We start from the raw sequence: 21,909 nt of genomic DNA on the forward strand, positions 1-21,909 counted from the left end.
GCTATGAAGTCATTTATTTCCGAAGACGATATCGAGCAGGCGATTCTCCAGATGCTGGAATCGCCGGAGTTCGGTTATGATGTGGTCCATTGCGACCCGTCTCCGGAAAAGATGGAAGTGCTGCCCGATGGCACGGGGCGTTCCAGCAAAAAGCAGTGCGTGTTGCCTGTTGTTTTGCGCGAGTCGCTCACGAGACTCAATCCTGAAATTCCCGCAAACAAGCTGGATGAGATTGTTCAGGATTTAATTCGCGACTATTCTGGCACCGACATGACGGCGACCAACTACGCGCTCTATAAGAAAATTCGAGACGGTGTGCGCGTCACATTCCTCAAGGACGGCAAGCCGGATTTTGGCGACGTGTCGCTTATCGATTTCGCCAACCCCGAAAACAACACGTTTACTGCCATTTCGCAAATGTGGATTCAGGGGCACTATCATTTTCGCCGCCCCGATGTTCTGGTGTTTGTCAACGGGTTGCCGCTAGTCTTTATCGAACTCAAGAACAGCACCGTCAAGATTGAAGAGGCTTACAACAAGAACCTGCAAGATTACCGGAAAGAAATCCCGAACCTGTTCGCCCTGAACCAGGTGTGCGTTCTTTCGAACGGCTTTGAAACCAAACTGGGTGCGTTCAACGCAAGCTACGACTACTTCTTTGAATGGCTCAAGAAAAGCGAAGACGACAAGATTGACCGCAAGTATATCCGCGGTGAGGGCGTAAGCGCGCAATACATGGTCAGGAGTTTGCTCGACAAGGCAACCCTTATTGACTACATTGAAAACTTCATCCTGTTCCAGAACGGGTCCATAAAGATTATCGCCAAGAACCATCAGTTCATGGGCGTAAACAACTTGTGCCGCGCCGTAGAGAACCGCAAAGAACTGGACGGCAAGTTGGGCGTATTCTGGCATACGCAAGGGAGCGGCAAGAGTTACTCGATGGCGATGTTTGCCCGCAAGGTCAAGCGCAAGTTCCGCGGAAACTTCACGTTCCTTGTCATCACCGATCGCGAAGACCTTGATACGCAGATATACAAGAACTTCTTGCGGACAGAAATCATCGGGCCGCAGGATGAATGCCAGCCCAAGAACGGCGAACAGCTTCGTGAATACCTGCAAGGGAACAAGCCTTTTATATTCACGCTGATTCATAAGTTCGGTTACGATAAGGGCAAAAAGTATCCCGTCCTTTCTACCCGCGATGATATTTTCGTGTTGGTGGATGAAGCGCACCGCACGCAATACAAGACTCTTGCCGAAAATATGCGCACGGCGTTGCCGAATGCGAACTTCGTTGCCTTTACTGGCACTCCGTTATTGGGGAGCAAACGTCTGACGAACCAGTGGTTCGGCGACTATGTTTCGGAATACAACTTCGCGCAATCTGTGGAAGACGGCTCGACGGTGCCGCTGTTCTATAGCCGCCGCGTTCCTGAAGTTGGCCTGCAAAACAACTTTCTCGATGACGACGTCGTGACGATTATCGAAGATGAAAATCTGAACGATGCCGAAGCCAGACTGCTTGAAAATACTAGTTCCCGCATTCTGGAGGTCATCAAACGCGAAGACCGCCTGGATAAAATCGCCCGGGATATAGCGCACCACTTTCCGCGCCGCGGGTTCCTTGGCAAGGGAATGGTCGTTTCGGTCGATAAGTTCACCGCCGTAAAGATGTACGACAAGGTTCAGCATTACTGGAAAAAGGAAAAGACCGCGCTGACCATCGAGCGGAATAACGTTGTCAAGGATAGCGAGGATTATAACCGCCTGACCGCCATCTTGAACTACATGGACAACGTGGAGATGGCTGTCATTGTCTCGGAAGAAGCTGACGAAAACGAAAAATTCAAGGCGCAGGGGCTCGATATCACGGCTCATCGCAAAAAGATGAACGAGATTACGCCTGAGGGCAATGATATCGAGGACCGCTACAAGGATCCCGAAGATAACTTGCAACTTGTGTTTGTATGTGCCATGTGGCTTACAGGTTTTGATGTTCCGAACCTCTCTACGCTCTACCTTGACAAGCCGATGAAGAACCACACGCTGATGCAGGCCATCGCAAGGGCGAACCGCGTGTATCCGGGAAAACCGTGCGGTATCATCGTCGATTACGTAAATGTTTTCAAGTTCATGAAGCAGGCTTTGGCCGCATACGCCATTGGCGACGATGGCGCTGAATTCCCGGCCAAGGACATTGACGAATTGATCGGCTATATTGACGCTTGCATTGACGAAGCCGATAAATTCCTGTTGGAACGGAATATCAATATCGAGAAAATTCTGGACGGAGCGTCCACATTCGATAAGCTGGATGAATTCCGCAACGCTTACGACACCATCATTTCTGTTGATGAGAATGTCAACAAGTTCAAGGTCATTCTGAATACGCTGATGAATCTTTACGAAGCGTCCAAGCCGGAAATTTTCGAACGCAACTGGAACAACCCGAAGTTCAGCCCGCTTATTTACTTGCATGGACTATTCTTCAGGCTTATTGACGATGAAAAAATCTCCAAGGCCCGCAAACGCATGGGCGATTTGCTGGATAGTAGCGTTTCGTCGGAAAGCGTGAAGGCTGATGGCGCCACCGAAATTCGTGACGTGTCGGCCACCGGGTCGTTTATGCGCGGTTCCAAGTTGATTGACCTTTCGAAAATTGATGCTGAAGGATTGCGTAAGGAAATCAAGCAAGCGAAATATAAGGCTATCGAAATAAATGACTTGAAAGAGTTTATCGAAAAAGCCTTGCGGCAAATGATAAACCGCAACGTCACGCGTATTAAATTTTCGGAACGGTTCCGCAACATTATTAACCGCTACAATGCAGGCGGCACCGAGAATGAAGACTATTACGAACAGCTGGTAAAACTCGTTGAAGAATTGAAAAAGGAAGATTCCCGCTCGGCGACAATGGGCCTGAGTGACGAAGAACTCGAAATATTCGACCTTCTCGTGATGGGAAAAAAGCTGACGAAGGTGCAGGAACAGGAAGTCCTGCTAACTTCCAAGGCCTTGTTCCAGAAATTGCAGGAAAACCGACAGAAGATTCTCGTGGTGGACTGGTACAAAGACGAACAGACCCGCGCTAAAGTCAAGAGTACGATCGAAGAAGTTCTCGATGCGCAGGATCCTCCGCATCTGCCCGATTGCTACGACATCGACCTATTCAATGCTAAGAGCAATTTGCTCTTGAACCATTTTATTGATATGGCTGTGCAAGGGTATGGTTGGATTCGCGGCGGAGTGAACTGAAAAATCCACGGCTTTGACGCCGTAGGCGTCAAATATATAAAAGTTTGGGTGAGGATGCCATCCCCCAAAAATTGTGATTCCCGTTACTCTCATTCCTAACAAAAAATGGTATTTTAAAAAGACTTCTCGTTCACCTTCAACGATTAAGGAATTTGGCTATGCTTCAAAAAATGTGGAATAAATGCAAAAAATGCGGCTGCGATAAAGCCGAGGACTCCGAAAAACTTTGCGAATCATGCAAAGAAAAACGTCGCGAATTTTGGAGCGATATCAAGAAAATTGTTGGCGTTGGCGGTACCGCCTTTTTAGTGCTCATCGCGGGCGGCAAATTAACGAAAAAATCCTAATCCCTATCCTTCGTCAGCGCGTATCCGCGGATTGTTCTCAAACGCTTTGTTTTCGGGTCGATGGTAACGCCCCAAAATCCGGTGGATAATAGTAAGTAGATTTCGTTGCCTAGATGTTTCCATGTAATGAAAACATCGTTTTTCCCGGCTGAAATGTCTTTGTATTGGATTTGTTCATCCCAATTGGTTCTGTGTTCCTGTTCTCCATTGACAATGTAGGGGAAGAATTTTGTTATCCATCCGTTGATGTGCGGGGTTGCTTCGCAACTGAGATCCTCTGGAAAATATTTGTAGATTCTTCTCCAAAATTTCATGTTAATCTTGTTGTTGAAAGATTGGATAAATTCATTTAGAATCGAATCGACTTGTTTAGCCCACCAGGGCATGTCGAAAATAAGCGCAAGTTTGTCGAATGAATCTTTCAACTTTTGCCAATCTCGTTTTTTTCCTTTGATGATAATTTGAGGAATCCCGCACAAAGTGTGTATTGAGTAAGAGTAATATTCCGAGCTGATGGCCATGAGCGTTGCTTTTGCAACGAACTTGTCAATTGCAGTGGATGTGGAAAAGTCAATGTCGAAAGAACTTCTTGTATCTTCCGGGAGTTTTTGGTAAAGTGAATCGTATATTTGTGCAATGTTCTTTTTCCATGCGCTGGGTGGCGATTGCAAAGTAAGAGCGTTATCATTTATGACAAGATTTGTGTCGGCCTCGTTTTTTACGAATTTATCTTTAAATTTATCACGATTGTATTTAACATGCAGACGGATTCCGTCCATAATCAAAAGCCAAATGTCATCGGGATAAATCTCGATAGAGTGGTGATTCGCAAAAGCGGTCCCAATCATGGCTACAAAAGGGTGTGGAAATTTGTAATCGTCGATATATAAATCTTGGATAAACTTTTTGTCGGTTCGTTCTTCTAAGAGAACTTGCTGACCATCAAAATCCATGATTTCGGTCATGGCGTATTTGGGCTTGCTCTCTTTGACTTTTTTGTCCTTGACAATTGCGTCCGCTGCTGCGGTTCCAAGCCCGATTGCAAAAAACAAGATGAAAATAAATTTATTCATGACCCGATATATAGAGGTTTATTTCTGCACCATTTTTTCGTCAACGCTTTCGATTGTGGGTACAATCCAGTCTTTGACATTCTCTTCGGATCTTGTCGGAGCGGTCATTTCTATGGCGACAAAATTTCTTTGGGGCGTTATGCGAAGCGCTACGCAATGAATGATGTCAGGATCCTTGGGATAATGACAATTGTAACCGTAGTTGAGCTCACTGTTGTAGATTGCCTCCTCTTTGGATGTCGATGGGTAGTAATGTGTAAGAACGTATTTGATATAAAAGTCGATATACTCTGAATCGCTCAAGTTTTCAGCAGGGTGAAAGTTTGTATCGGCTTTCATAAACCTTGGGGCCATTGCCCTAATTCTTGTAATGACATCGTCTTTGATAAATGAAAAAGCGGAGAGGCTTCTTTCATAGGTGTAAATCGGTTTTGCGTATTTGTAATCGTGATTTTTGTTGATGAATTTAAGATCAATTTCTGTGGGTACTGGAATTTCGGTATGGAGATACAGATTACCTGTCAAGAAACGATAGTTTGTGTATGAAGGATTACTGCTGCTGGATCCTGCACAACCCGCAAAGAAGAGGGCGAAGGTAAATGTGATGAATAAGATAAATTTTTTCATAATTCTCCTTTTTTATTTGAAAATAATAATAAATTATTCGCTTGTTTTTACTCTTGCACCGTTTAACTTGTAATAGCGGATTTCTTTATTGTACAGATTGCCGTACTTTTGCGTCTTTCTTTGTGCGCGGCGCTCTTTAATTGGAGTTGCTTGTGATGTGTCTCGCTGGAACCATTTTTCGAGTGAATCCAACCCTGCATTTCCGAGAACGGCTAAGTCGTAAACAATAACCTTTGACGCTCCCGCCGCGCGTGCAGTATCTAATTGCGCCGAAAGTCTTGCGCTATCGGCAAGCGTGTGCGAATCGTCCGTGCGGAACAGTTCCATATCAACCCAAAATTCAATTCCGTATTGCGAACATGCCTTCGCAACCGCATGCTCGTATTTCCCTACAGTTGAAATGTCTGCATGTGCTTTTCCCGCATCGCTGGCGCCGATGCCATCTTGCACGGCGATAATATCTGGCTTGAATCCTGCTGCGAAAAGTTGTTCGAAAAATGCTTGCAACTTTTCGGGCGTTTTCAAATTTTGGTTGTAAAACGGGGCGGTCATTACTTTCCAGCCTTTGGCCTGTGCTGCCTGCGTGACTGGAATCAAAAAATGCGTTGCAAGTGCCGCTGCTGTTGCGTCTTCGCGGAGTCCATCCCAATAGTAACGTGCAATTTCTTGCGGAATATAAACCCCTTCAATTACAGTTTCGTTTCCATAAAGAGCGTGCAGTTCGTCGAGCACTTTTATATTTCTCGCTGCCAGTGTATCGAGTTGCGAAATCGTCGGTGGAATGTACCAATTTTCTCCATCGTAATAAAGTCCGAGCCAAAGCTTGTTCCCGGCTGCCTTTGCCGCATCGATGCTTTTGGGGAAAAGCTGATTGTTCTTGTATTGCGTGTTCTGCAAAAAGTCTAGCTGCGAAGGGTAATACAAATGCGTCTTTTCAACAGCCGCATATTGCAATACGACCTGTTCCATGCCGAGCGCGTGTAATCGCTCATGCATGTGGTTGATGGAATCCGCTGATTGGTAAGCGGTCGTCCAACCTGCGTCAAAAACTCCGTCCAAATTCGCAGCCGCACACACCCCAAAACCGCCCAATGCGAGCGCAAACGAAAAACAGCGGGGGAGGAATTGTGTGACGTGCATAATAGAAATATAATCTGTTTTTATGTATATTGAGAGGTGCTATCGCATTATGCTATGACGGACTTAATTTGCCGTCAAGTCTATAATCGAAAGTTTGCCAATATGCGTTTCGGATTTTTACATATCTTATTTTGCGCTTCTGCCGCTTTTGCTCAAGCCGTGTCTGATACGGTCTCGTTTGTCAACTTCGAAAATCGCGAAGTTGGTGTTTATGGCAATGCGGATGCTAAGGAAGATTTCAAGCGTAACACCACGGATAAAAGCTGGTGGTACGCCATGGATAAGAATGGTGGCCAAAATTCTAAAATCGTCTATGATGGCGAAGAACATGGCAATGTGTTGCAACTCAAGTATCCCAAGGGCTGCGTTGGTCCGAATGATAATGATACGCCCGCTTGTGCCGCTCAAATCATACAGCCTCTCGAACGAGTTGCCGATACCATGTGGAGCGCGTACGATATTTTCTTTGAGGAGGGTTTTGAGTTCCTGTTGGGCGGAAAACTTCCAGGGCTTTGCGGTGGCAAGTGCTATACGGGAAACGCCTTGCCCGAAACGGGCGACGGCTGGAGTGCGCGAATCATGTGGCGCAAGGGCGGGAACGCTGTCCAGCTGATTTACTTTATGGGACAACATTCTGAATACGGTGATGACTTCAAGTGGGACTTGGACGGAACGGTTCCTCAGGCGCAATTCGCGATTGGCAAATGGCACCGCATTGTCAATAAAGTCTCGATGAACACTGTGTCGGCTCCCGGAAAAGGTGATAAGAATGGTCGCGTGCAGGCGTGGCTTGATGGTGAACTTGTTCTAGATGTCGATACGCTCCGCCTCCGCGATTACGATACTTTACATGTAGATAAATTCTACCTTTCTACGTTCCATGGCGGGAGCAGTGCTGAGTGGGCTCCAACGCACGATAATTTTATACGATTTGACAATTTTACAGTTTCTACGGATTCAATCGCAGTCCAGGCGAATTCGCACAACAGCGGGGTGGGTTTGGTTGATTATTTGAAGCGCGATTGCCGTCGCACTTCTCCAGAGCCTGTTATGCTATATCGCGTAAATGGGGTTTATGTTGGTTGTGATCAATCTCGTACAATGACAAAAGCGCTGCCGCTCAAGAACGGCAGATTTGTGAAAGTTGTGAAATAAAAAAACACCGGATTTCTCCGGTGCCTGTATTGTGAATTTAACTGTGGCGAGCTGTGCGGCATCTTGCTGCGACACTCGGCTCTTAGAAATTGTCTTCATGTACTTCGAAGTAGGATTGCGGGTGGGCGCAGACGGGGCATACTTCCGGAGCCTTTGTGCCGACCACGATATGTCCGCAGTTGCGGCATTCCCAGACCTTGACTTCGCTCTTTTCGAACACCTGTGAGGTTTCCACGTTCTTGAGGAGGGCGCGGTAACGTTCTTCGTGCATCTTTTCGATGGCGGCGACTTTGCGGAACTTGGCGGCGAGAGCGGTGAAGCCTTCTTCTTCAGCGGTCTTCGCGAAGCCTTCGTACATGTCGGTCCATTCGTAGTTTTCGCCATCAGCGGCGGCTTTCAGGTTCTGGGCGGTATCGCCAATGCCTTCGAGTTCCTTGAACCACAACTTTGCGTGTTCTTTTTCGTTGTCAGCAGTCTTCTGGAACAAGGCTGCGATCTGTTCGAATCCGTCCTTTTTGGCGCGGCTTGCAAAGTAGGTGTACTTGTTGCGAGCCTGTGATTCGCCGGCGAATGCTGCTTCAAGGTTCTTTTCGGTTTGGGTTCCTGCGTATTTGTTTGCCATAAAAACTCCCTTATTTGATAGGTTTTGTTTCTAATATACCTCTTTTTTGCGGATAATTGCGGTTGTTTTCGGATACTATGGAAAAATATCCTGTATTCTGTTTCTTTGCGGTTTTTCGTCAAATGATACGAAGTGTATCTTTTGGTTTTTAAAAATGAAAATATTCATAAAAAATAGCCGTATTTTTGTAAAAATCTTTAATTTTGTATCATTTTTGTATTGCGTGTGTCCCGCTGAAAATCTAAATTTATTCATGTAAAGCTCGGGATTGAATCCTGTTTACTAACCACCAACCACTAATCACTAACCCTTAAACCTAACATGAAACCGGTAACAGAATATAAGGATTACCGCCTGTACATGCAGGACTTTTACGAAGAGCGTAAAAGGACGAGCGCGTTTTCGTGGCGGGAATTTTCCAAACTGGCGGGGTTCAAGTCGCCGGTTTATTTGAAACTTGTATGCGATGGCAAGAGCAGTTTGAGTTTGGTCAAGATGCCGCAGGTCGCGCATGCGATGGGGCTTGTGGGGCACGAGTTTGCGTATTTCACGCAAATGGTCAAGTTCGGCAATGCCACGAAAGACTCTGTGAAAAAAGAGGCGCTCCTTGAAATGCAGAATATTGCTCGCGAGCACAAAGTGCGTGTTGTCGATGCCGAAGCATTTCGATTTTACGATTCTTGGAAAAATCCGACGATTCGCGAACTTGCTCCGATGATGCCCGGAAAGCGTCCGCTGGAAATGGCGAAAACTTGCCATCAGGTAATCTCTGCAGAACAGGTGCGTGATTCGCTTGCGTTCCTCGTGCAGACGGGTTTTCTCAAGCGCGAGGCGGAACATACATACGTGCAAACCGAAAAGACGGTAATCGGTTCCAAGGAATCAGTGCCTATTGCGATTCGTGCGATGCACAAGGAAATGGCTTCGCTTGCAAGAACGGCTATAGACAAGTTTCCTTCGGAAGAACGCCATATTACGGGTGTAACACTTGGACTTTGCGAAGAGGCTTACGCCCGCATTTCGCAGGAAATGGATGTGTTTATCCGAAAGGCGGTGAGTATCGCGGCGGAATATGAAAATCTCAATCAAGTTTATCGACTGAATCTTCAGTTGTTCCCTTTAACAAAAAAGGTCGAGGAGGAATCCCATGAATAACGTAATTAAATTCACTATGGCGGCAGGGCTCCTTGCCTTGGCTGCTTGTTCCGATGACTCGGTGAGCGGCGCTGCGATTGAGCCGAGTACCATGGCGAATAACAGTAGCTCGTCGGATGGTGCAAACAATAGCAGTTCTTCGGTGGTTTCATCGAGTTCAATTTCTAGCAGTAGCTCGAATGTTGGAGAATATTTTATTGAATTTACGACAAAACCAACGCAGGTAATGGCTCTTACTCATGGCGAGGCCTCCGTCTATGGCGAAGAATTTGGTGCCGAAGCTCAGTGCTCTGCTGGGTATAGGAGTTATCTAGCTCGGTTCAATGTTGACTATGCTCATATGTTTGTAAAGTCGATGATGATATCAGGCTTTGACGATGCTTGTGATAGTATTTATGATAAGTTTAAAAACTCATGCGCTTCTGGAATTATCGTTGATTCTGAGCGCCATCCTGAAGGTGCTTGCAATAAAGGCAGATTTAAAGCATTTTGTTATTTGTCAAAGACTGATTCAGTAACAGTTTGCAGTAATGGACAAGATTGCGAAACAAAAGGTCCTGTTGCTGAGGTTGTATTCGATTCAATCGTGACGGATTTCTTGAGAGAATCTCGTGAAGCCTGTGACAATATTGCTGTTGGTATTGATACGACCGCTATGCAACATGACTTGCCTTCAATGCCTGCTGTGGGTATCGATACAAGCGCGAATCGTTCTTTTATCATAAAGCCGAATGTCGAAACATTGAATGTCTCTGATGATGAGCGTGCTGTATTGGATAGCCTTGCGATGGCTTATCCCTCAAAATCTGTAGTAAGTGCAACTAATGATTTGCGCATCTATAGTGCGGCGAAGTATGTTTTTAAAACTTCTCCTGAAAAGTATAATGTACGTGCTGCTGCGCCTCGTTGCGATGTCAGTGTATATAGCGAAGAACAAGGGCTAATGCTTAATGTTGATTTGTCTATGGAAAATCGTCTTGAAAATACGATTCTTAGTGTCTCTGATTCTGTAATACTTTATATGGTGTCAGGCGGTTTAAATTCGCCTTTGTATAAAGAATATGCTGAAACTTTGTTCAGAACGGAGTGCGAAGCGACGGCGGGTTCGTTCTATAATTATCCTTCATCGGAAATGTTCCAGACGTTGCAGAATTTAGCAATGGCTTGTGCCGTCAAAAATTTCTCGGGCATCACGCTCGAAGCGATTCTTGGCCAGCAGGCGAATTTATGCGTGAATAAGTGGACTCTTGTCCCAGCTGTTCTAGATTAATATATTCTCGGATTCTGTCGTTCTGGAGGGTGAGTATCATCCGATAGAATCCATTGCGACAAAATCATTCGTCACCCTGTCCCGGAACAAACGTCCGGGATAAACTCCGGCGAGGGGCTTAAAACATCAAAAAAATACTAGATTGTTCTCCGTACAGTACGGAGAACTTTTTATATGGCTATTTACAATAACATTCTTGAAACGATTGGCAATACGCCGCTCGTTCGCATCAACAAGCTCAACAAGGGCGATGCCGAAGTTTATGTGAAACTCGAAATGTTCAACCCGCTCGGTAGTGCAAAGGACCGCGTGGCGTTAAGCATGATTGAAGCGGCTGAGCGCGAAGGCAAGCTCAAGCCGGGGGCTCTCATCATCGAACCGACCAGCGGCAACACGGGCGTGGGCCTTGCTTACGTAGGTGCAGTGAAGGGCTACAAGGTGGTGCTTACCATGCCAGATTCCATGAGCATGGAACGCCGTATGCTATTGAAGTCGCTTGGCGCCGAAGTGGTGCTTACCGAAGGTGCTAAGGGCATGGCGGGCTGCATCGCAAAGGCGAACGAAATCGCTGCCGCTAATCCGGGGAGTTTTATTCCGCAGCAGTTCGACAATCCTGCAAATCCCGAAGCGCATTACCGTACGACAGGTCCTGAAATCTGGCGCGATACGGATGGCAAGGTGGATGTGTTCATTGCGACTGCTGGCACGGGTGGAACTGTTTCTGGCACTGCCAAGTTCCTCAAGGAAAAGAACCCGAACGTTTATGTTATCGCCATTGAACCGGACGATTCCCCGATGATTTCTAAGGGTGTTGCGGGCCCGCACAAGATTCAGGGCATCGGTGCGAACTTTGTTCCAAAAAACTACGATCCGAAGGTTGTTGATGAGGTGTACTTGACCAGTACAGAAAAGGCGGGGAATGCCGCTCGTGCTGCCGCTGCCGAAGAAGGAATCTTCGTAGGTATCTCGTCGGGTGCCGCTCTCGAATGCGCTCTTACTGTCGCAAAACGCCCGGAATTCAAGGGCAAGCGCATTGTGGCGCTCTTGCCGGATACTGGCGAACGTTACCTTAGCACCTGGCTCTGGAACACGTAAATCCGCGCCTTTAAGAAAAAGGAAAATGCCGACTCATTGGTGAGCCGGCATTTCTATTAAGTGAGGAATTCAATTAGAAGTTTATCTTGAAAGCATCTTGCCATTAAGAGTTGCAATCCAATGTTTGTCTCTTGCTTTGGCCGGAACTTCCAAAGTAGTCTTTCCCTTTTCAACTCGTGTCTTGTACAAAACTGCACCGTTCAAATCGATAATGGCGAATGTTCCACCGATATCTGTGTTGACTTCGAGGTAATTGCCGATGACAACAAAGAAGTTTGTCGGAGAGAGTCTGCTCCACTCATCCATGTGGATGTTCATCGGAATCGTATCGCCGTTGTCCTGTTCGTCATTTTGCCAGTCAGGTTCGTGGATAATCGGTTCCGTGACGATGGCCTGTGCCGGTTCCTTGAAACCAAGCTGTTGGTCCATCCACTGCATTCTTTCTTTCATCTTCTTGCGGAGATGTTCCACTTCGCCATCCCAAGTGGTTGCATTGTAGCCACCCATAGGCATGCCAAAGCCACCGCCACTGCTGCTGTTGCAGTATTTCATTGGCTGCGGGTCCGCATCGTTCTGACCGCTTGATTTGCCCAAGTTCGGCCAACGTTTGAAGTTTCTGTCGGCTGCGTTCTTGAGGTACGTCTTCATGGAATCGAGGTAGAGATCCAAAGTTTTGGTGTGCCAAACGCCACTGCGGAGTTCTGCCCAACGTTGCTTCAGCTCCTTCTGGTAATCGTTGTCCTTCCACATTTTGAGGAGCCAGTTCGGAGCCTTCAAGGAGCCTCCGCCCATGCCCATCATGCCGCCGCCAGCTTTGCTCGAATTTTCGATTTGCCAGCCGGTTGTACCCGAGCTTCCAAAGCCGCCTCCGAATCCACCGCCAAAGCCGCCGCCCCAGCCGCCGCCACCGCCGCCTTGGCCACCACCATTTTCGGGCTGGCTACCATTGCTCATAGCGAGGTTGAAGTCCCACGGAGGGCCAAGAGTGACTTTGCCTTCTTTAAATTCCTTGCCGTTCTTGCCTCCCTTGTCCTTGGGTTTGTGCAAGAAGAAGCTGCACCAGTAGGAGTCTGCGTTGTTCGTCACTTCCTGATGCAAAACATAGTCTACAGCAGAGCCTACGTCGACGTACTTGTCGTAGCCCTTTCCGCTACCGCCATTCTTGAACAAACCTTCAAGATCGTTCAAGTACTTTTTCAGGTATTCTTCCTGTTGCTTTTGGAGATTTGCTTTTTTGGGGTAGTGCATAATGACGTTCAAACCATCGGAGGTATTGAAACCTTCGGCCTGAATACCGCCTTGGTTATTGCTACCGCCGCCACCCGTGTTGGTGCCGACCTTGTCGAATGCCCAAATGTAGCCGCCCGTGAGGCTATCGCCTGCGATGTCGGTTTCTTTAAGTTTGCTCACGTTGACGCGGTACTTGCCGCGTTTGATTTTTTCGACCATCACGTACACGCCACGGTACACACCGTTGATGTAAAGGTCAAAGTGCTTGGTACGCGGGGCGTAACGGCCTGCTTGTCTAAAGAGCCAGTAGGCGAGCGCGTTACGTAATAAACTCTTGTCTACATAAGGACCATGGAATACCCAGTCGTCTGCAGGCGGGAGGTTGAACATGCTGACGTCCTTGCCTTCGCCTTTTTCATCGCGAACTTCAACGCTGTAGCCGGGCTTCGGGAACATTGCGGAAGACTGTCCTCTGACCTTGATGCCGATATCGTAGAGAGTGCCCTTGGCACTGTCTGCAACGTTGTTCGTTTTCCCGTCAAGAACCTTCATGGTTGCGGGAATTTTTTCGGTGACATTTTTGTCAAGGCATTTTTGCTTGGTGTCAACGAACACAATGGGCAAGTCATAAGTCTGTGCAAACAAAGGCACAGATATTGCGTAGATTAGCGCGCAGAGTAGTTTTTTAGGTTTGATTGTCATGCGGATACTCCTTAAATACTCCTTATCGTAATCTATATGAATTGTCAATAGAGGGATATGTTTATTGCGTGTTGCTCGATGAAAGTGTTGAGAGTTTGACATTTTTCAAATGGGCTGAAATTTGCCAATATTTCTCAAAAAAAGCATCCCGTTTAGGGATGCTCTTTGTAATCACAATTTACGGATTGGTTAGCGGTTCATCATCTTGCCGTTAAGGGTTGCTATCCAATGCTTGTTCCTTGCCTTGGACGGAATCTCCACCGTTGTTACCCCGGTCTTGATTTGGGTCTTGTACAGAACAGCTCCGTTCAGGTCGATAAGGGCAAATGTTCCACCGATATCTGTTTGAATTTCAAGCATGTTGCCATTAACCTCAAAGTAGTTTGTCGGTGATAGTCTGCCTAATTTGCTTATTCGTATTGTTTCCTTTTGCTTTTGCTTTTCTTCTTCTTCCTTTTGCCAATCGGGTTCATGGATAATCGGTTCTGTTACGATGGCTTGGGCCGGTTCGGTAAATCCGAGTTGCTGGTCCATCCAGGCCATTCTTTCTTTCATCTTCTTGCGGAGATGTTCGAATTCGCCGTCCCAGGTTGTTGCATTGTAGCCGCCCATGGGCATGTTCATATTCCACATGCCGCCGCCGCCACCGCCTTGGTTGCAGAATTTCATTGGTTCTGGATCGTTGTCGCCCTGACCGCTAGATTTACCCAAGTTCGGCCAGCGTTTGAAGTTTCTGTCGGCGGCACTCTTCAAGTACGTCTTCATGGAATCCAGATACTTGTCCATGGTCTTGGTGTGCCACACGCCGCTGCGAAGTTCCGCCCAGCGTTTTTTGAGTTCGCTTTGGTAGTGGCTGTCCTTCCACATGCCAAGGAGCCAGTTCGGAGCCTTCAAGGAGCTGCCCATCATGCCTTGGCCACTTTTCATGCTGTTTTCGATTTGCCATCCGTTGCCTGAGCTGGAGAAGCCTCCCATGCCTCCCATGCCGCCGCCGAAGCCGCCGCCCCACATGCCGCCGCCTTGGTTCCAACCGCCCTGGCCCTGGCCGCCGCCGTTTTCGGGCTGGGAGCCGTTGCTCATGGCGAGGTTGAAATCCCAAGCCGGGCCGAGCGTTACTTTGCCTTCGGTCTTGACGCCGTTCGAGTCAGTTTTGTCCTTGGGTTTGTGCAAGAAGAAACTGCACCAATAGGAGTCCGCGTTGTTGGTCACTTCTTCGTGCAGCACATAGTCCAGTGCAGAAGTCATATCGACGTATTTTTCATACCCCTGACCGTTCTTGCCGTTCTTGAACAGGCCTTCAAGATCGTTCAAGTACTTTTTCAGGTAGGCTTCCTGCTCACTCTTGATGTTTTCCTTCTTGGGATAGTGCAAAATGACATTCAAACCGTCGGAGGTGCTGAAACCTTCCTTTTCGATGGGACCATTGCCTGCGCCACCCGTGTTAGTTCCCGTTTTGTCGAAAGCCCAAATATAGCCGCCAGTCACTTCTTCGCCGCTGATATCTGTTTCTTTGAGCTTGCTTACATTGACGCGGTATTTGTCACGCTTGATTTTTTCGAGAAGCACATAGACTCCGCGATAGACCCCGTTGATGTACAGGTCGAAATGCTTGCTACGCGGGCTGTAATGGCCAGCCTGCCTAAAGAGCCAGTGTGCAAGTGCGTTACGCACCAAGCTCTTGTCAACATACGGACCATGGAAAACCCAGTCGTCAGAAGGAGGCAGCCCGAACAGGCTTACATCCTTGCCTTCTCCCTTTTCGTCACGTACTTCCACGCCGTAACCTGGCTTGGGAAATAAAGCCGAGGATTGTCCACGGACTTTTATGCCAATATCGTAAAGTGTTCCTTTGGCACTATCAGCCACGTTATTCGTCTTTCCGTCCAATACTTTCATGGTAGCCGGAATTTTTTCTGTGACTTTGCTGTCTAGGCATCTTCCTTTAGTGTCAACGAATACTATTGGTAAATCGTAGGTTTGCGCGAGCGAAAGGCACGCCGCAAAACTACACGACAAAGCGAGTTTTTTAATCATAGTACAATCCACATTCCTTTTTTTGCTAGCTATAAAAATAAATGCACCCATAGGAAATGGGTGCGTTTATTTATGTTTACACGTTGTTCTTGTTTACAACTTTACAACGCGGATTTTCAACGGAAAATGGCGCTTTTTGAATAAAAACGGCAATTATGCTTTTATTCTCAATCTTGCGTATTCGTAAAGACCGAGTGAGAGGGCTACTGATGCATTATATGAATGAGCTTCGGGCTTCATCGGGATGCGGAGCACTGCGTCGCACTGCTTCTTGATGAACGGGGGGAGGCCCACGTCTTCGCCACCGACGGCAAGCACCACGTGGTCTGCAAAGTCGAAACCAGCAAGGTTTGTTTCGGTGTCAGCATCGAGTCCCAAAATCTGGTAACCGGCCATCTTGAGTTCGCCAATGGCTCCTTCGAGATTGTCCGGACGGCAGATGCGGAGCTTTTCGAGGGCGCCTGCAGATGTACGGGCGACGCTCGGTGTAATGCCGCACATGCCCTTCGCGGGGAGGAGCAAAATGTCGACTCCCAGGGCAAGAGAACTGCGGATGCAAGCGCCAAGGTTACGCGGGTCTTCGATGTTGGTTGCAACAGCGATAAGTTTCTTTTCGCCGGTATCACGGGCCTTGAAGAATTCTTCGCGGACATCCATCCAGTTGAGGAGTTCCTTCTCGTTCATGAGGGCTACAACGCCGTGGTTCGGGCGGGCGTAGCTATCGAGAATCTTGGAATCGACCTGCTGAACGTGCACATGGGCGCGTTTGGCAAGCTTCTGGAGCTCATAGAGCTTCGGGTTGCCGGACTTGTGCATAAAGAGCACGCGGTGGACCTGCAACGGATTCTTGTTCAAAAGTTCTTCAACTTCCTTGATCCCTCCAACTGCGACTTGCGGTGCTGCATCGGCATCGCCAACTGCCGGTACGACGCCTTCTGGAACTGCGCGGTTTTCATTAAAACTGCGGCGCTCGCTGTTGAAATCGCGACGGTCGTCAAAGGTGGGGCGGTCGTTCAAGTTATGGCGTTCTGCGCGTTCTTCGAATCGGCTCGGACGGTTGGCGAAATTGTCGCGGTCGCGACGGAGGTGTGCCTGGCTTCCGATGCCTCCACGGCGTTCCGGGCGGTTTGCCGGTTCTTCGTCCGGGTGTTCGCGGTTGAACTTGTTTTCATCGAAATTCGGGCGCGGGGAGCGGCCAAAGTTGCGCTTGCGATCGTTGCCAAAACCGCGACGGCTGTCGTCATTGTTGAAACTCATTTTCTGGATTCTCCATGAAAAGGTTTAAATTGTCATGCCCACCGCTGAGCGGGCATCTCTATTAAAAATTTAGAATACGCGCATCTTGTTGCGTGCTAGTACTTTTCTCTACAGGCAATTACCGTGTGCATCTTTACGTCGGTTTCTTTTTGCTCAAGAGGTTCCTTCGAAAGCTGTGCCGGGGTCATGATACCTGCTTTGAACGAATTGGGGTATTTGGCGAGGAACCGGTCGTAATAGCCCTTACCATGACCTTGTCTGCTACCGTCCCAGTTGAACTTGACACCGGGGACCAGGAACACTGGAATGTCGCCTTCGAACTTCTCGATGCCTTCGCGGGGTTCCATAATACCATAGTGCCCCTTGACCAAGTCTTTTTTGAGGCTTGCAATCTTGTAGAAGTGCATAATACCTTCACCCTCGCATTTAGGGAGCAACAAGCGGCCTTCGGTGGCGAGTTCTTCGAGGATGGGCATGATGTTCGGTTCGCCTTTGAGCGGGTAGAACGCGGCAATGTTCCTTGCATCGTGGTAGCCCGGAATGTCGTGGATTTCTTGCCACGGTTCCTTGATAATGTCATCGCCCTTTTTCATGCGGCGCATTTTCAAAATCATTTCGACAATAGGACTGCTGCCGAAAATCAGCAACACGAGGATTACAATTACTATGGACGCTGCCATATAAAACCTTTATTCTTCTTCGCCAATGCGCTTTGCCGTGGGCAACTTATCGCGCAGAATTTCGTTCCAGACATTCTGCTGCCAGTGCATCAGGTGCGCTTCTTCGTAGCGTGTCTGCCAAGGAATGTTTCCCGGAGCGGCAAGCCAAATCAATTGAGACTTGTTTGCAAGGAGCGCTGCATCGATTTTCAGTTCCTCGGCCTTTTCATCGCGCCAAGTTTTGAGAGCGCTGAGCAAATCGGAATGTGGAATGACCGGCGGTGGTGGTGCCTTGGGAAGTCGCATGGGCCAGTCACATTCAGGGACGGCTACAGCTTCGCGGAGCATGTTGAGGAACGATTCCAGACGATCTCCCTTAAAATTGCGGGGGAGTTTCGGCAGGTACGTTTCGTCGACATCCGGGAAATGCGAGTTCTGGGCGTTGACAATCGCAAGCATCAGTTCGGACTGCATTACCTTGTAAGGCGGACGGTCGAGTTCTTCGGCCTGCTTTTCACGCCATTCCCACAAATGTTTGAGAATGTTCAGTGCGCATGGCCCGTAAATGCTAGAACCTGTAATGCGCCAAGGATCTTTTTTCGGAGCATTCGGTGCTTTTGCGTGTTCAATGAGTGCGTTGCACTGTTCCGTGAGCCAGCACATGCGTCCGGCTTGTTGCAATTTTTCAGCTAAGATAGCACAAAGTTCATGAAGGTAGAACGTGTCGTGGATAGCGTATTCGCACATGTCCAACGAAAGCGGTCGAATCGTCCAGTCGGCTCTTTGGTTTTCCTTCTTAAGCTCGTCGCCAAAATATTCCTTGACCAAATCGGCAAGCCCGAGGTGCTGTTCTCCCAAAATCTTTGCGGCAAGCATTGTATCGAAAATGCTCTTCGGTGAAAAACCGTAAGTCTGCCACAGGAGCCTAAGGTCGTAATCTGCACCATGGAAAATCAGTGTCTGCATTGCACGTGCCTTAAAAAGCGGTGCAAGATCCAGCCCACAAAGCGGGTCCACAATATAATGGTGTTCGCCAATAGTAATCTGGATGAGGCAGAGACGAGCCGTGTAATGGTACATGGAATCCGCTTCGGTGTCGACAGCGGCCATGTCGTATTGCTCCAAATCCGCAAGCAAAGCTGCGAGCGATTCTTCGCTATCTACCAATATGTATTTCTCGTCTTTTATCATTTGGAAAAGAAATGTAATAAAAGAATTCGATAGCGCGCTATTTTTCCCCCGAATTTACCCCAACACAGCACTTTCCCCGCGCAAGTGTGCTGTAACGCACAGTGAAAATTTCCTAAATTGCACCCCATGAAAAAGATTTCACTTACCGGTATCAAGCCGACGGGCACACCCCATCTCGGCAACTATGTGGGCGCTATCCGCCCGGCTCTTGAACTTACAAAGACTTACGACACGGTCTATTTCATTGCGGACTATCACGCTTTGACGACTGTGCAGAACGGCGCCGAAATGCGTGCGAATATCTACAAGGTCGCGGCCACTTGGCTCGCTCTCGGTCTCAACCCGGAAGAATCCCTGTTCTATAAGCAGAGCGATATTCCTGAAATCTTTGAACTCAGCTGGGCTCTCAGCTGCTTTACGCCGAAGGGCTTTATGAACCGCGCCCATGCCTACAAGGCCAAGGTCGAAGCCAACACCGCTGCTGGTGTTGATGTGGATTCCAACGTGAACATGGGTCTTTACTGCTACCCTTGCCTCATGGATGCCGACATCCTCATGTTCAGCGCCGACATCGTGCCGGTGGGCAAGGACCAAAAGCAGCACGTCGAATTTGCTCGCGATATCGCCATCAAGTTCAACAAGCATTTTGGCGAAGACGTGTTCACCATTCCGGAACCGGTTTTCCAGGAATCGACTGGTGTTATCCCGGGTCTCGATGGTCGCAAGATGAGCAAGTCCTACGACAACTACATCGACATCTTCCTCGAACCGAAGGCACTCAAGAAGCGTCTCGGCAAGATTGTGACGAACTCCCAGAGCATCGAAGAACCGAAGGATCCGGATACTTGCAACGTGTTTAAGTTGTACAAACTCTTTGCAACGCCGGAACAGACCGAAGCTCTCGCAGCACGCTACCGCGCCGGCGGCATGGGCTGGGGGCATGCCAAGCAGGAACTCCAGAACGTCCTCGAAGAACATCTCGGTGCCGCTCGCGAAAAGTACTTCTACTTGCTCGACCATACCGACGAAATCGAAAAGATTCTCGCTTACGGTAAGGAACGCGCCCGCGCCAAGGCCAAGGTCATGATGGACCGCGTGCGTCATCTGTTAGGAACTTACTAAACGTAAGTTCCTTGCGACTAGGGAAGGCTCCGCCCTCCCTAAGACCCTCCTTTTCCAGATGCCGAAGCTGATGGAAAAGACCGCTCGGTTTCTAAAAAATCATTTTGCAAGGCTCTTGGCTTTTCCGCCGGGAGCTTTTGCGTTTTTCAATTGATTTTATTAAATTACAAGCGTGCGAATTCTTTTTTTAGTCCTATTGCTGATTCTGAACGTCTATGCCGAAGCTAAAAGCTCCGGTTCTGCCCGTTCGCGCTCGCAGACAAAAAAAGAGAAAACCACTGTTGTCGAAAAAAAGACTGCACCGAAGTCCGTGGACAAATCAAAGTCCGTGGATAAGTCAAAGCAGGCAACGCCTATCTCAACAACTTCGGTTTCTTCAAATTACGAAACCATAGCTGAACCGGAAAAAGATGACGTTGTTCGTGATACTGTCGTTGATACTGTTTATGTTGTTATGCCTGAAAAGACAACGCCTGTTGCTAAGGAAGAATGTAATGTCCCCTTGCCGCACCAGTCTGCGTTTCTAGGTCAAGGGCTTTCTGTGGGTATCGGTGCCGGCCTTTTCAATGCTTCCAAGGATTGCGATTGTTTGGGCGTGTGGCAAGGTCAATTGGAATACCACTACAAGGAATACATCACGGGTGGTTTTGATGTCAGGTTCTTTGGTGGAACGCTGGATCGCGACGTCATGCTCATGTACCAGCGCTATCGATTGAACGTCCGTTTCCATCGGGGCTTTACAGGTGCGGACTTTTATATTTCTCCAATGCTTGGATTGGAAACGACCGATTTGTCGGAATTCAGAAACGAGCTTCGTGATGGGGTAAAAAAAGATGAATCGTCTGATGGCGAATCTTCTAGCGACGATGACTCTGATTCTTTGCAAATCGAAAAGAACTGCGAAAAAATGTTTTCGCTCGACGGCTTCACTTTTGGTGTAGAAGCTGGCATGGGGCTTGTCATTTTCCGTTATTTGGGACTTAGCGCAGCTGCTTCTTATGAGTTCAACTTATCATGGGCGCAACTGGTGTCGTTCAGTCCTGGCGTTGCTTTTAACTTGCGTGAGGCATGGCCTTGGGCGGGCAAAAACCTCCGTTCTACGTGGGTTTCTTTTGAAATGATTTTCCAGCGCTATTTCAACCGTGGCGTTAAGGAATGGGCTGTAGCCGGATTTATCGGTCTCCAGTTCGGCATTTAAAGCATACTAACTCCTAATTCCTAACTCGACTGCCTCCCGAGGTTTGACATAAAAAATCCTTTTTTCTATATTAGGCACACCGATTTAATCGGAACCCTCCCAGGGCCAATGGTGGTACCTGGGCGATAGACCAAAGGGACTCATTATGAGACAATACGAAACGATGGTGATCATCGACGCTATGATCTCTGACGACGCTATCAAGGCTGAAGTCGAGACCATCGGCAAGAACATCACCAGCGGCAACGGCGAAATTCTCCGCCGTGACGACTGGGGCAAGCGTAAGCTCGCATACACAATCAACAAGCGCCAGCACGGCTACTATGTCATCTTCTACTACAAGGCAGAAGCTGCAACGGTCGCTGCTATGGAAGCCGCTCTCAAGCTGAATGAAAACGTTCTCCGTTGGATGACCCTCGCTGATTATCCGATGAGCGAAATCGTTTATGATCAGACTCAGACACAGTCCACCGAAGAAATCATCCCGGTTGACGCAGAAGAAGGGGAGGCTGAATAATGGCTTTTGAAGATAAGAAGCAGGCTACTCGTATTCGCCGCAAGAAAACTTGCTGGTTCACTGAGAACAACGTCAAGTTCATTGACTACAAGGACGAAAAGACTCTTCGTCGCTTTATCTCTGAACGTGGCAAGATCATTCCGCGCCGCATTTCTGGCACTTCCGCTAAGTATCAGCGTATGCTGAACGAAGCTATCAAGCGTGCCCGTCAGATGGCTATTCTCCCGTTCGTTTCGGACAGCATGCGCTAATAGGAG

The 21,909-nt window shown here is 48.1% G+C and carries 19 protein-coding genes; 10 read left to right on the top strand and 9 right to left on the bottom strand.

The annotated features are described in order from the left end of the window. Positions 1–3: 3 nt before the first annotated feature. Both BUA34_RS00490 and BUA34_RS00495 read left to right on the top strand, forming a co-directional pair. Positions 4–3,258 (top strand): type I restriction endonuclease subunit R, encoded by a 3,255-nt coding sequence (locus BUA34_RS00490; RefSeq protein ID WP_072826796.1) that lies wholly within the window; start codon positions 4–6, stop codon positions 3,256–3,258. Between the two features lie 158 nt (positions 3,259–3,416). After that, positions 3,417–3,605 carry a hypothetical protein gene (locus BUA34_RS00495; RefSeq protein WP_072826797.1) on the top strand — a complete coding sequence of 63 codons (189 nt, stop codon included), beginning with the start codon at positions 3,417–3,419 and terminating at the stop codon, positions 3,603–3,605. On the opposite strand, the gene BUA34_RS00500 is transcribed toward BUA34_RS00495, so the two are convergent. The 3 genes from BUA34_RS00500 to BUA34_RS00510 are packed head-to-tail and all read right to left on the bottom strand — an operon-like array spanning position 3,602 to position 6,445. Beyond that, entirely contained in the window at positions 3,602–4,678 is a 1,077-nt protein-coding gene (locus BUA34_RS00500; RefSeq protein WP_072826798.1) for a DUF4419 domain-containing protein, read from the bottom strand. The genes BUA34_RS00495 and BUA34_RS00500 overlap by 4 nt on opposite strands. Before the next feature lie 18 nt (positions 4,679–4,696). After that, complete coding sequence (locus BUA34_RS00505) at positions 4,697–5,305, bottom strand: hypothetical protein (protein WP_072826799.1); 609 nt, start codon at positions 5,303–5,305, stop codon at positions 4,697–4,699. A gap of 33 nt (positions 5,306–5,338) precedes the next feature. Continuing rightward, positions 5,339–6,445: a DUF4434 domain-containing protein gene (locus BUA34_RS00510; protein WP_072826800.1), complete on the bottom strand. Its 1,107-nt coding sequence runs from the start codon at positions 6,443–6,445 to the stop codon at positions 5,339–5,341. Positions 6,446–6,499: 54 nt separating this feature from the next. On the opposite strand from BUA34_RS00510, the gene BUA34_RS00515 reads away from it, so the two are divergent. After that, complete coding sequence (locus BUA34_RS00515) at positions 6,500–7,600, top strand: polysaccharide lyase (RefSeq protein ID WP_254794255.1); 1,101 nt, start codon at positions 6,500–6,502, stop codon at positions 7,598–7,600. A gap of 82 nt (positions 7,601–7,682) precedes the next feature. On the opposite strand, the gene rbr is transcribed toward BUA34_RS00515, so the two are convergent. After that, on the bottom strand, positions 7,683–8,222 hold the full coding sequence (rbr, locus tag BUA34_RS00520; protein WP_072826801.1) for a rubrerythrin: 540 nt from the start codon (positions 8,220–8,222) through the stop codon (positions 7,683–7,685). A gap of 321 nt (positions 8,223–8,543) precedes the next feature. Here rbr and BUA34_RS00530 point away from each other — a divergent pair, with 321 nt between their 5' ends. From BUA34_RS00530 to cysK, 3 genes are all read left to right on the top strand, one after another. After that, the gene (locus tag BUA34_RS00530; protein ID WP_072826803.1) at positions 8,544–9,377 is read left to right on the top strand and encodes a TIGR02147 family protein; all 834 of its coding nucleotides are present in this window, start codon (positions 8,544–8,546) and stop codon (positions 9,375–9,377) included. Then, positions 9,370–10,647 carry a hypothetical protein gene (locus BUA34_RS00535; RefSeq protein WP_072826804.1) on the top strand — a complete coding sequence of 426 codons (1,278 nt, stop codon included), beginning with the start codon at positions 9,370–9,372 and terminating at the stop codon, positions 10,645–10,647. Before BUA34_RS00530 ends, BUA34_RS00535 begins: the two co-directional genes overlap by 8 nt. A 174-nt stretch (positions 10,648–10,821) precedes the next feature. Further along, entirely contained in the window at positions 10,822–11,742 is a 921-nt protein-coding gene (gene cysK, locus BUA34_RS00540) for a cysteine synthase A (RefSeq protein WP_072826805.1), read from the top strand. 81 nt (positions 11,743–11,823) lie between these two features. Here cysK and BUA34_RS00545 read toward each other — a convergent pair whose 3' ends face one another. The 5 genes from BUA34_RS00545 to BUA34_RS00565 all read right to left on the bottom strand — a co-directional run bounded on the left by BUA34_RS00545 (position 11,824) and on the right by BUA34_RS00565 (position 18,791). Next, complete coding sequence (locus tag BUA34_RS00545) at positions 11,824–13,674, bottom strand: CotH kinase family protein (protein ID WP_083579692.1); 1,851 nt, start codon at positions 13,672–13,674, stop codon at positions 11,824–11,826. Between the two features lie 189 nt (positions 13,675–13,863). Continuing rightward, the gene (locus BUA34_RS00550; RefSeq protein WP_072826806.1) at positions 13,864–15,708 is read right to left on the bottom strand and encodes a CotH kinase family protein; all 1,845 of its coding nucleotides are present in this window, start codon (positions 15,706–15,708) and stop codon (positions 13,864–13,866) included. A 153-nt stretch (positions 15,709–15,861) separates the two neighbouring features. Next, on the bottom strand, positions 15,862–16,965 hold the full coding sequence (locus BUA34_RS00555; RefSeq protein ID WP_072826807.1) for a TrmH family RNA methyltransferase: 1,104 nt from the start codon (positions 16,963–16,965) through the stop codon (positions 15,862–15,864). 95 nt (positions 16,966–17,060) lie between these two features. Continuing rightward, a complete protein-coding gene (locus BUA34_RS00560; protein WP_072826808.1) occupies positions 17,061–17,645 on the bottom strand; it encodes a 5-formyltetrahydrofolate cyclo-ligase in 585 nt (194 codons plus the stop codon). A 9-nt stretch (positions 17,646–17,654) separates the two neighbouring features. Beyond that, positions 17,655–18,791: a ribonuclease D gene (locus BUA34_RS00565; protein ID WP_254794256.1), complete on the bottom strand. Its 1,137-nt coding sequence runs from the start codon at positions 18,789–18,791 to the stop codon at positions 17,655–17,657. Between the two features lie 150 nt (positions 18,792–18,941). Here BUA34_RS00565 and BUA34_RS00570 point away from each other — a divergent pair, with 150 nt between their 5' ends. From BUA34_RS00570 to rpsR, 4 genes are all read left to right on the top strand, one after another. After that, positions 18,942–19,937 (top strand): tryptophan--tRNA ligase, encoded by a 996-nt coding sequence (locus tag BUA34_RS00570; RefSeq protein ID WP_072826810.1) that lies wholly within the window; start codon positions 18,942–18,944, stop codon positions 19,935–19,937. Between the two features lie 172 nt (positions 19,938–20,109). Continuing rightward, on the top strand, positions 20,110–21,135 hold the full coding sequence (locus BUA34_RS00575; protein ID WP_072826811.1) for a hypothetical protein: 1,026 nt from the start codon (positions 20,110–20,112) through the stop codon (positions 21,133–21,135). Positions 21,136–21,280: 145 nt separating this feature from the next. Then, positions 21,281–21,652, top strand: a complete 372-nt coding sequence (rpsF, locus tag BUA34_RS00580; protein ID WP_072826812.1) for a 30S ribosomal protein S6 — start codon at positions 21,281–21,283, stop codon at positions 21,650–21,652. Beyond that, positions 21,652–21,903, top strand: coding sequence for a 30S ribosomal protein S18 (gene rpsR, locus BUA34_RS00585; RefSeq protein WP_012820327.1), 252 nt, complete (start codon positions 21,652–21,654; stop codon positions 21,901–21,903). The genes rpsF and rpsR overlap by 1 nt, the downstream gene beginning before the upstream one ends. The last annotated feature ends 6 nt before the right edge of the window (positions 21,904–21,909 follow it).

Source organism: Fibrobacter sp. UWB12, from assembly GCF_900142485.1.
Taxonomy (GTDB): Bacteria; Fibrobacterota; Fibrobacteria; order Fibrobacterales; family Fibrobacteraceae; genus Fibrobacter.

Coding starts and splice junctions, on each gene's coding strand:
- BUA34_RS00535 (WP_072826804.1), top strand. CDS start 9,370: ATGAATAACGTAATTAAATTCACTATGGCGGCAGGGCTCCTTGCCTTG.
- rbr (WP_072826801.1), bottom strand. CDS start 8,222: ATGGCAAACAAATACGCAGGAACCCAAACCGAAAAGAACCTTGAAGCA.
- BUA34_RS00545 (WP_083579692.1), bottom strand. CDS start 13,674: ATGACAATCAAACCTAAAAAACTACTCTGCGCGCTAATCTACGCAATA.
- BUA34_RS00560 (WP_072826808.1), bottom strand. CDS start 17,645: ATGGCAGCGTCCATAGTAATTGTAATCCTCGTGTTGCTGATTTTCGGC.
- BUA34_RS00515 (WP_254794255.1), top strand. CDS start 6,500: ATGACGGACTTAATTTGCCGTCAAGTCTATAATCGAAAGTTTGCCAAT.
- BUA34_RS00505 (WP_072826799.1), bottom strand. CDS start 5,305: ATGAAAAAATTTATCTTATTCATCACATTTACCTTCGCCCTCTTCTTT.
- BUA34_RS00495 (WP_072826797.1), top strand. CDS start 3,417: ATGCTTCAAAAAATGTGGAATAAATGCAAAAAATGCGGCTGCGATAAA.
- BUA34_RS00490 (WP_072826796.1), top strand. CDS start 4: ATGAAGTCATTTATTTCCGAAGACGATATCGAGCAGGCGATTCTCCAG.
- BUA34_RS00500 (WP_072826798.1), bottom strand. CDS start 4,678: ATGAATAAATTTATTTTCATCTTGTTTTTTGCAATCGGGCTTGGAACC.
- BUA34_RS00570 (WP_072826810.1), top strand. CDS start 18,942: ATGAAAAAGATTTCACTTACCGGTATCAAGCCGACGGGCACACCCCAT.
- BUA34_RS00550 (WP_072826806.1), bottom strand. CDS start 15,708: ATGATTAAAAAACTCGCTTTGTCGTGTAGTTTTGCGGCGTGCCTTTCG.
- cysK (WP_072826805.1), top strand. CDS start 10,822: ATGGCTATTTACAATAACATTCTTGAAACGATTGGCAATACGCCGCTC.
- rpsF (WP_072826812.1), top strand. CDS start 21,281: ATGAGACAATACGAAACGATGGTGATCATCGACGCTATGATCTCTGAC.
- rpsR (WP_012820327.1), top strand. CDS start 21,652: ATGGCTTTTGAAGATAAGAAGCAGGCTACTCGTATTCGCCGCAAGAAA.
- BUA34_RS00555 (WP_072826807.1), bottom strand. CDS start 16,965: ATGAGTTTCAACAATGACGACAGCCGTCGCGGTTTTGGCAACGATCGC.
- BUA34_RS00510 (WP_072826800.1), bottom strand. CDS start 6,445: ATGCACGTCACACAATTCCTCCCCCGCTGTTTTTCGTTTGCGCTCGCA.
- BUA34_RS00530 (WP_072826803.1), top strand. CDS start 8,544: ATGAAACCGGTAACAGAATATAAGGATTACCGCCTGTACATGCAGGAC.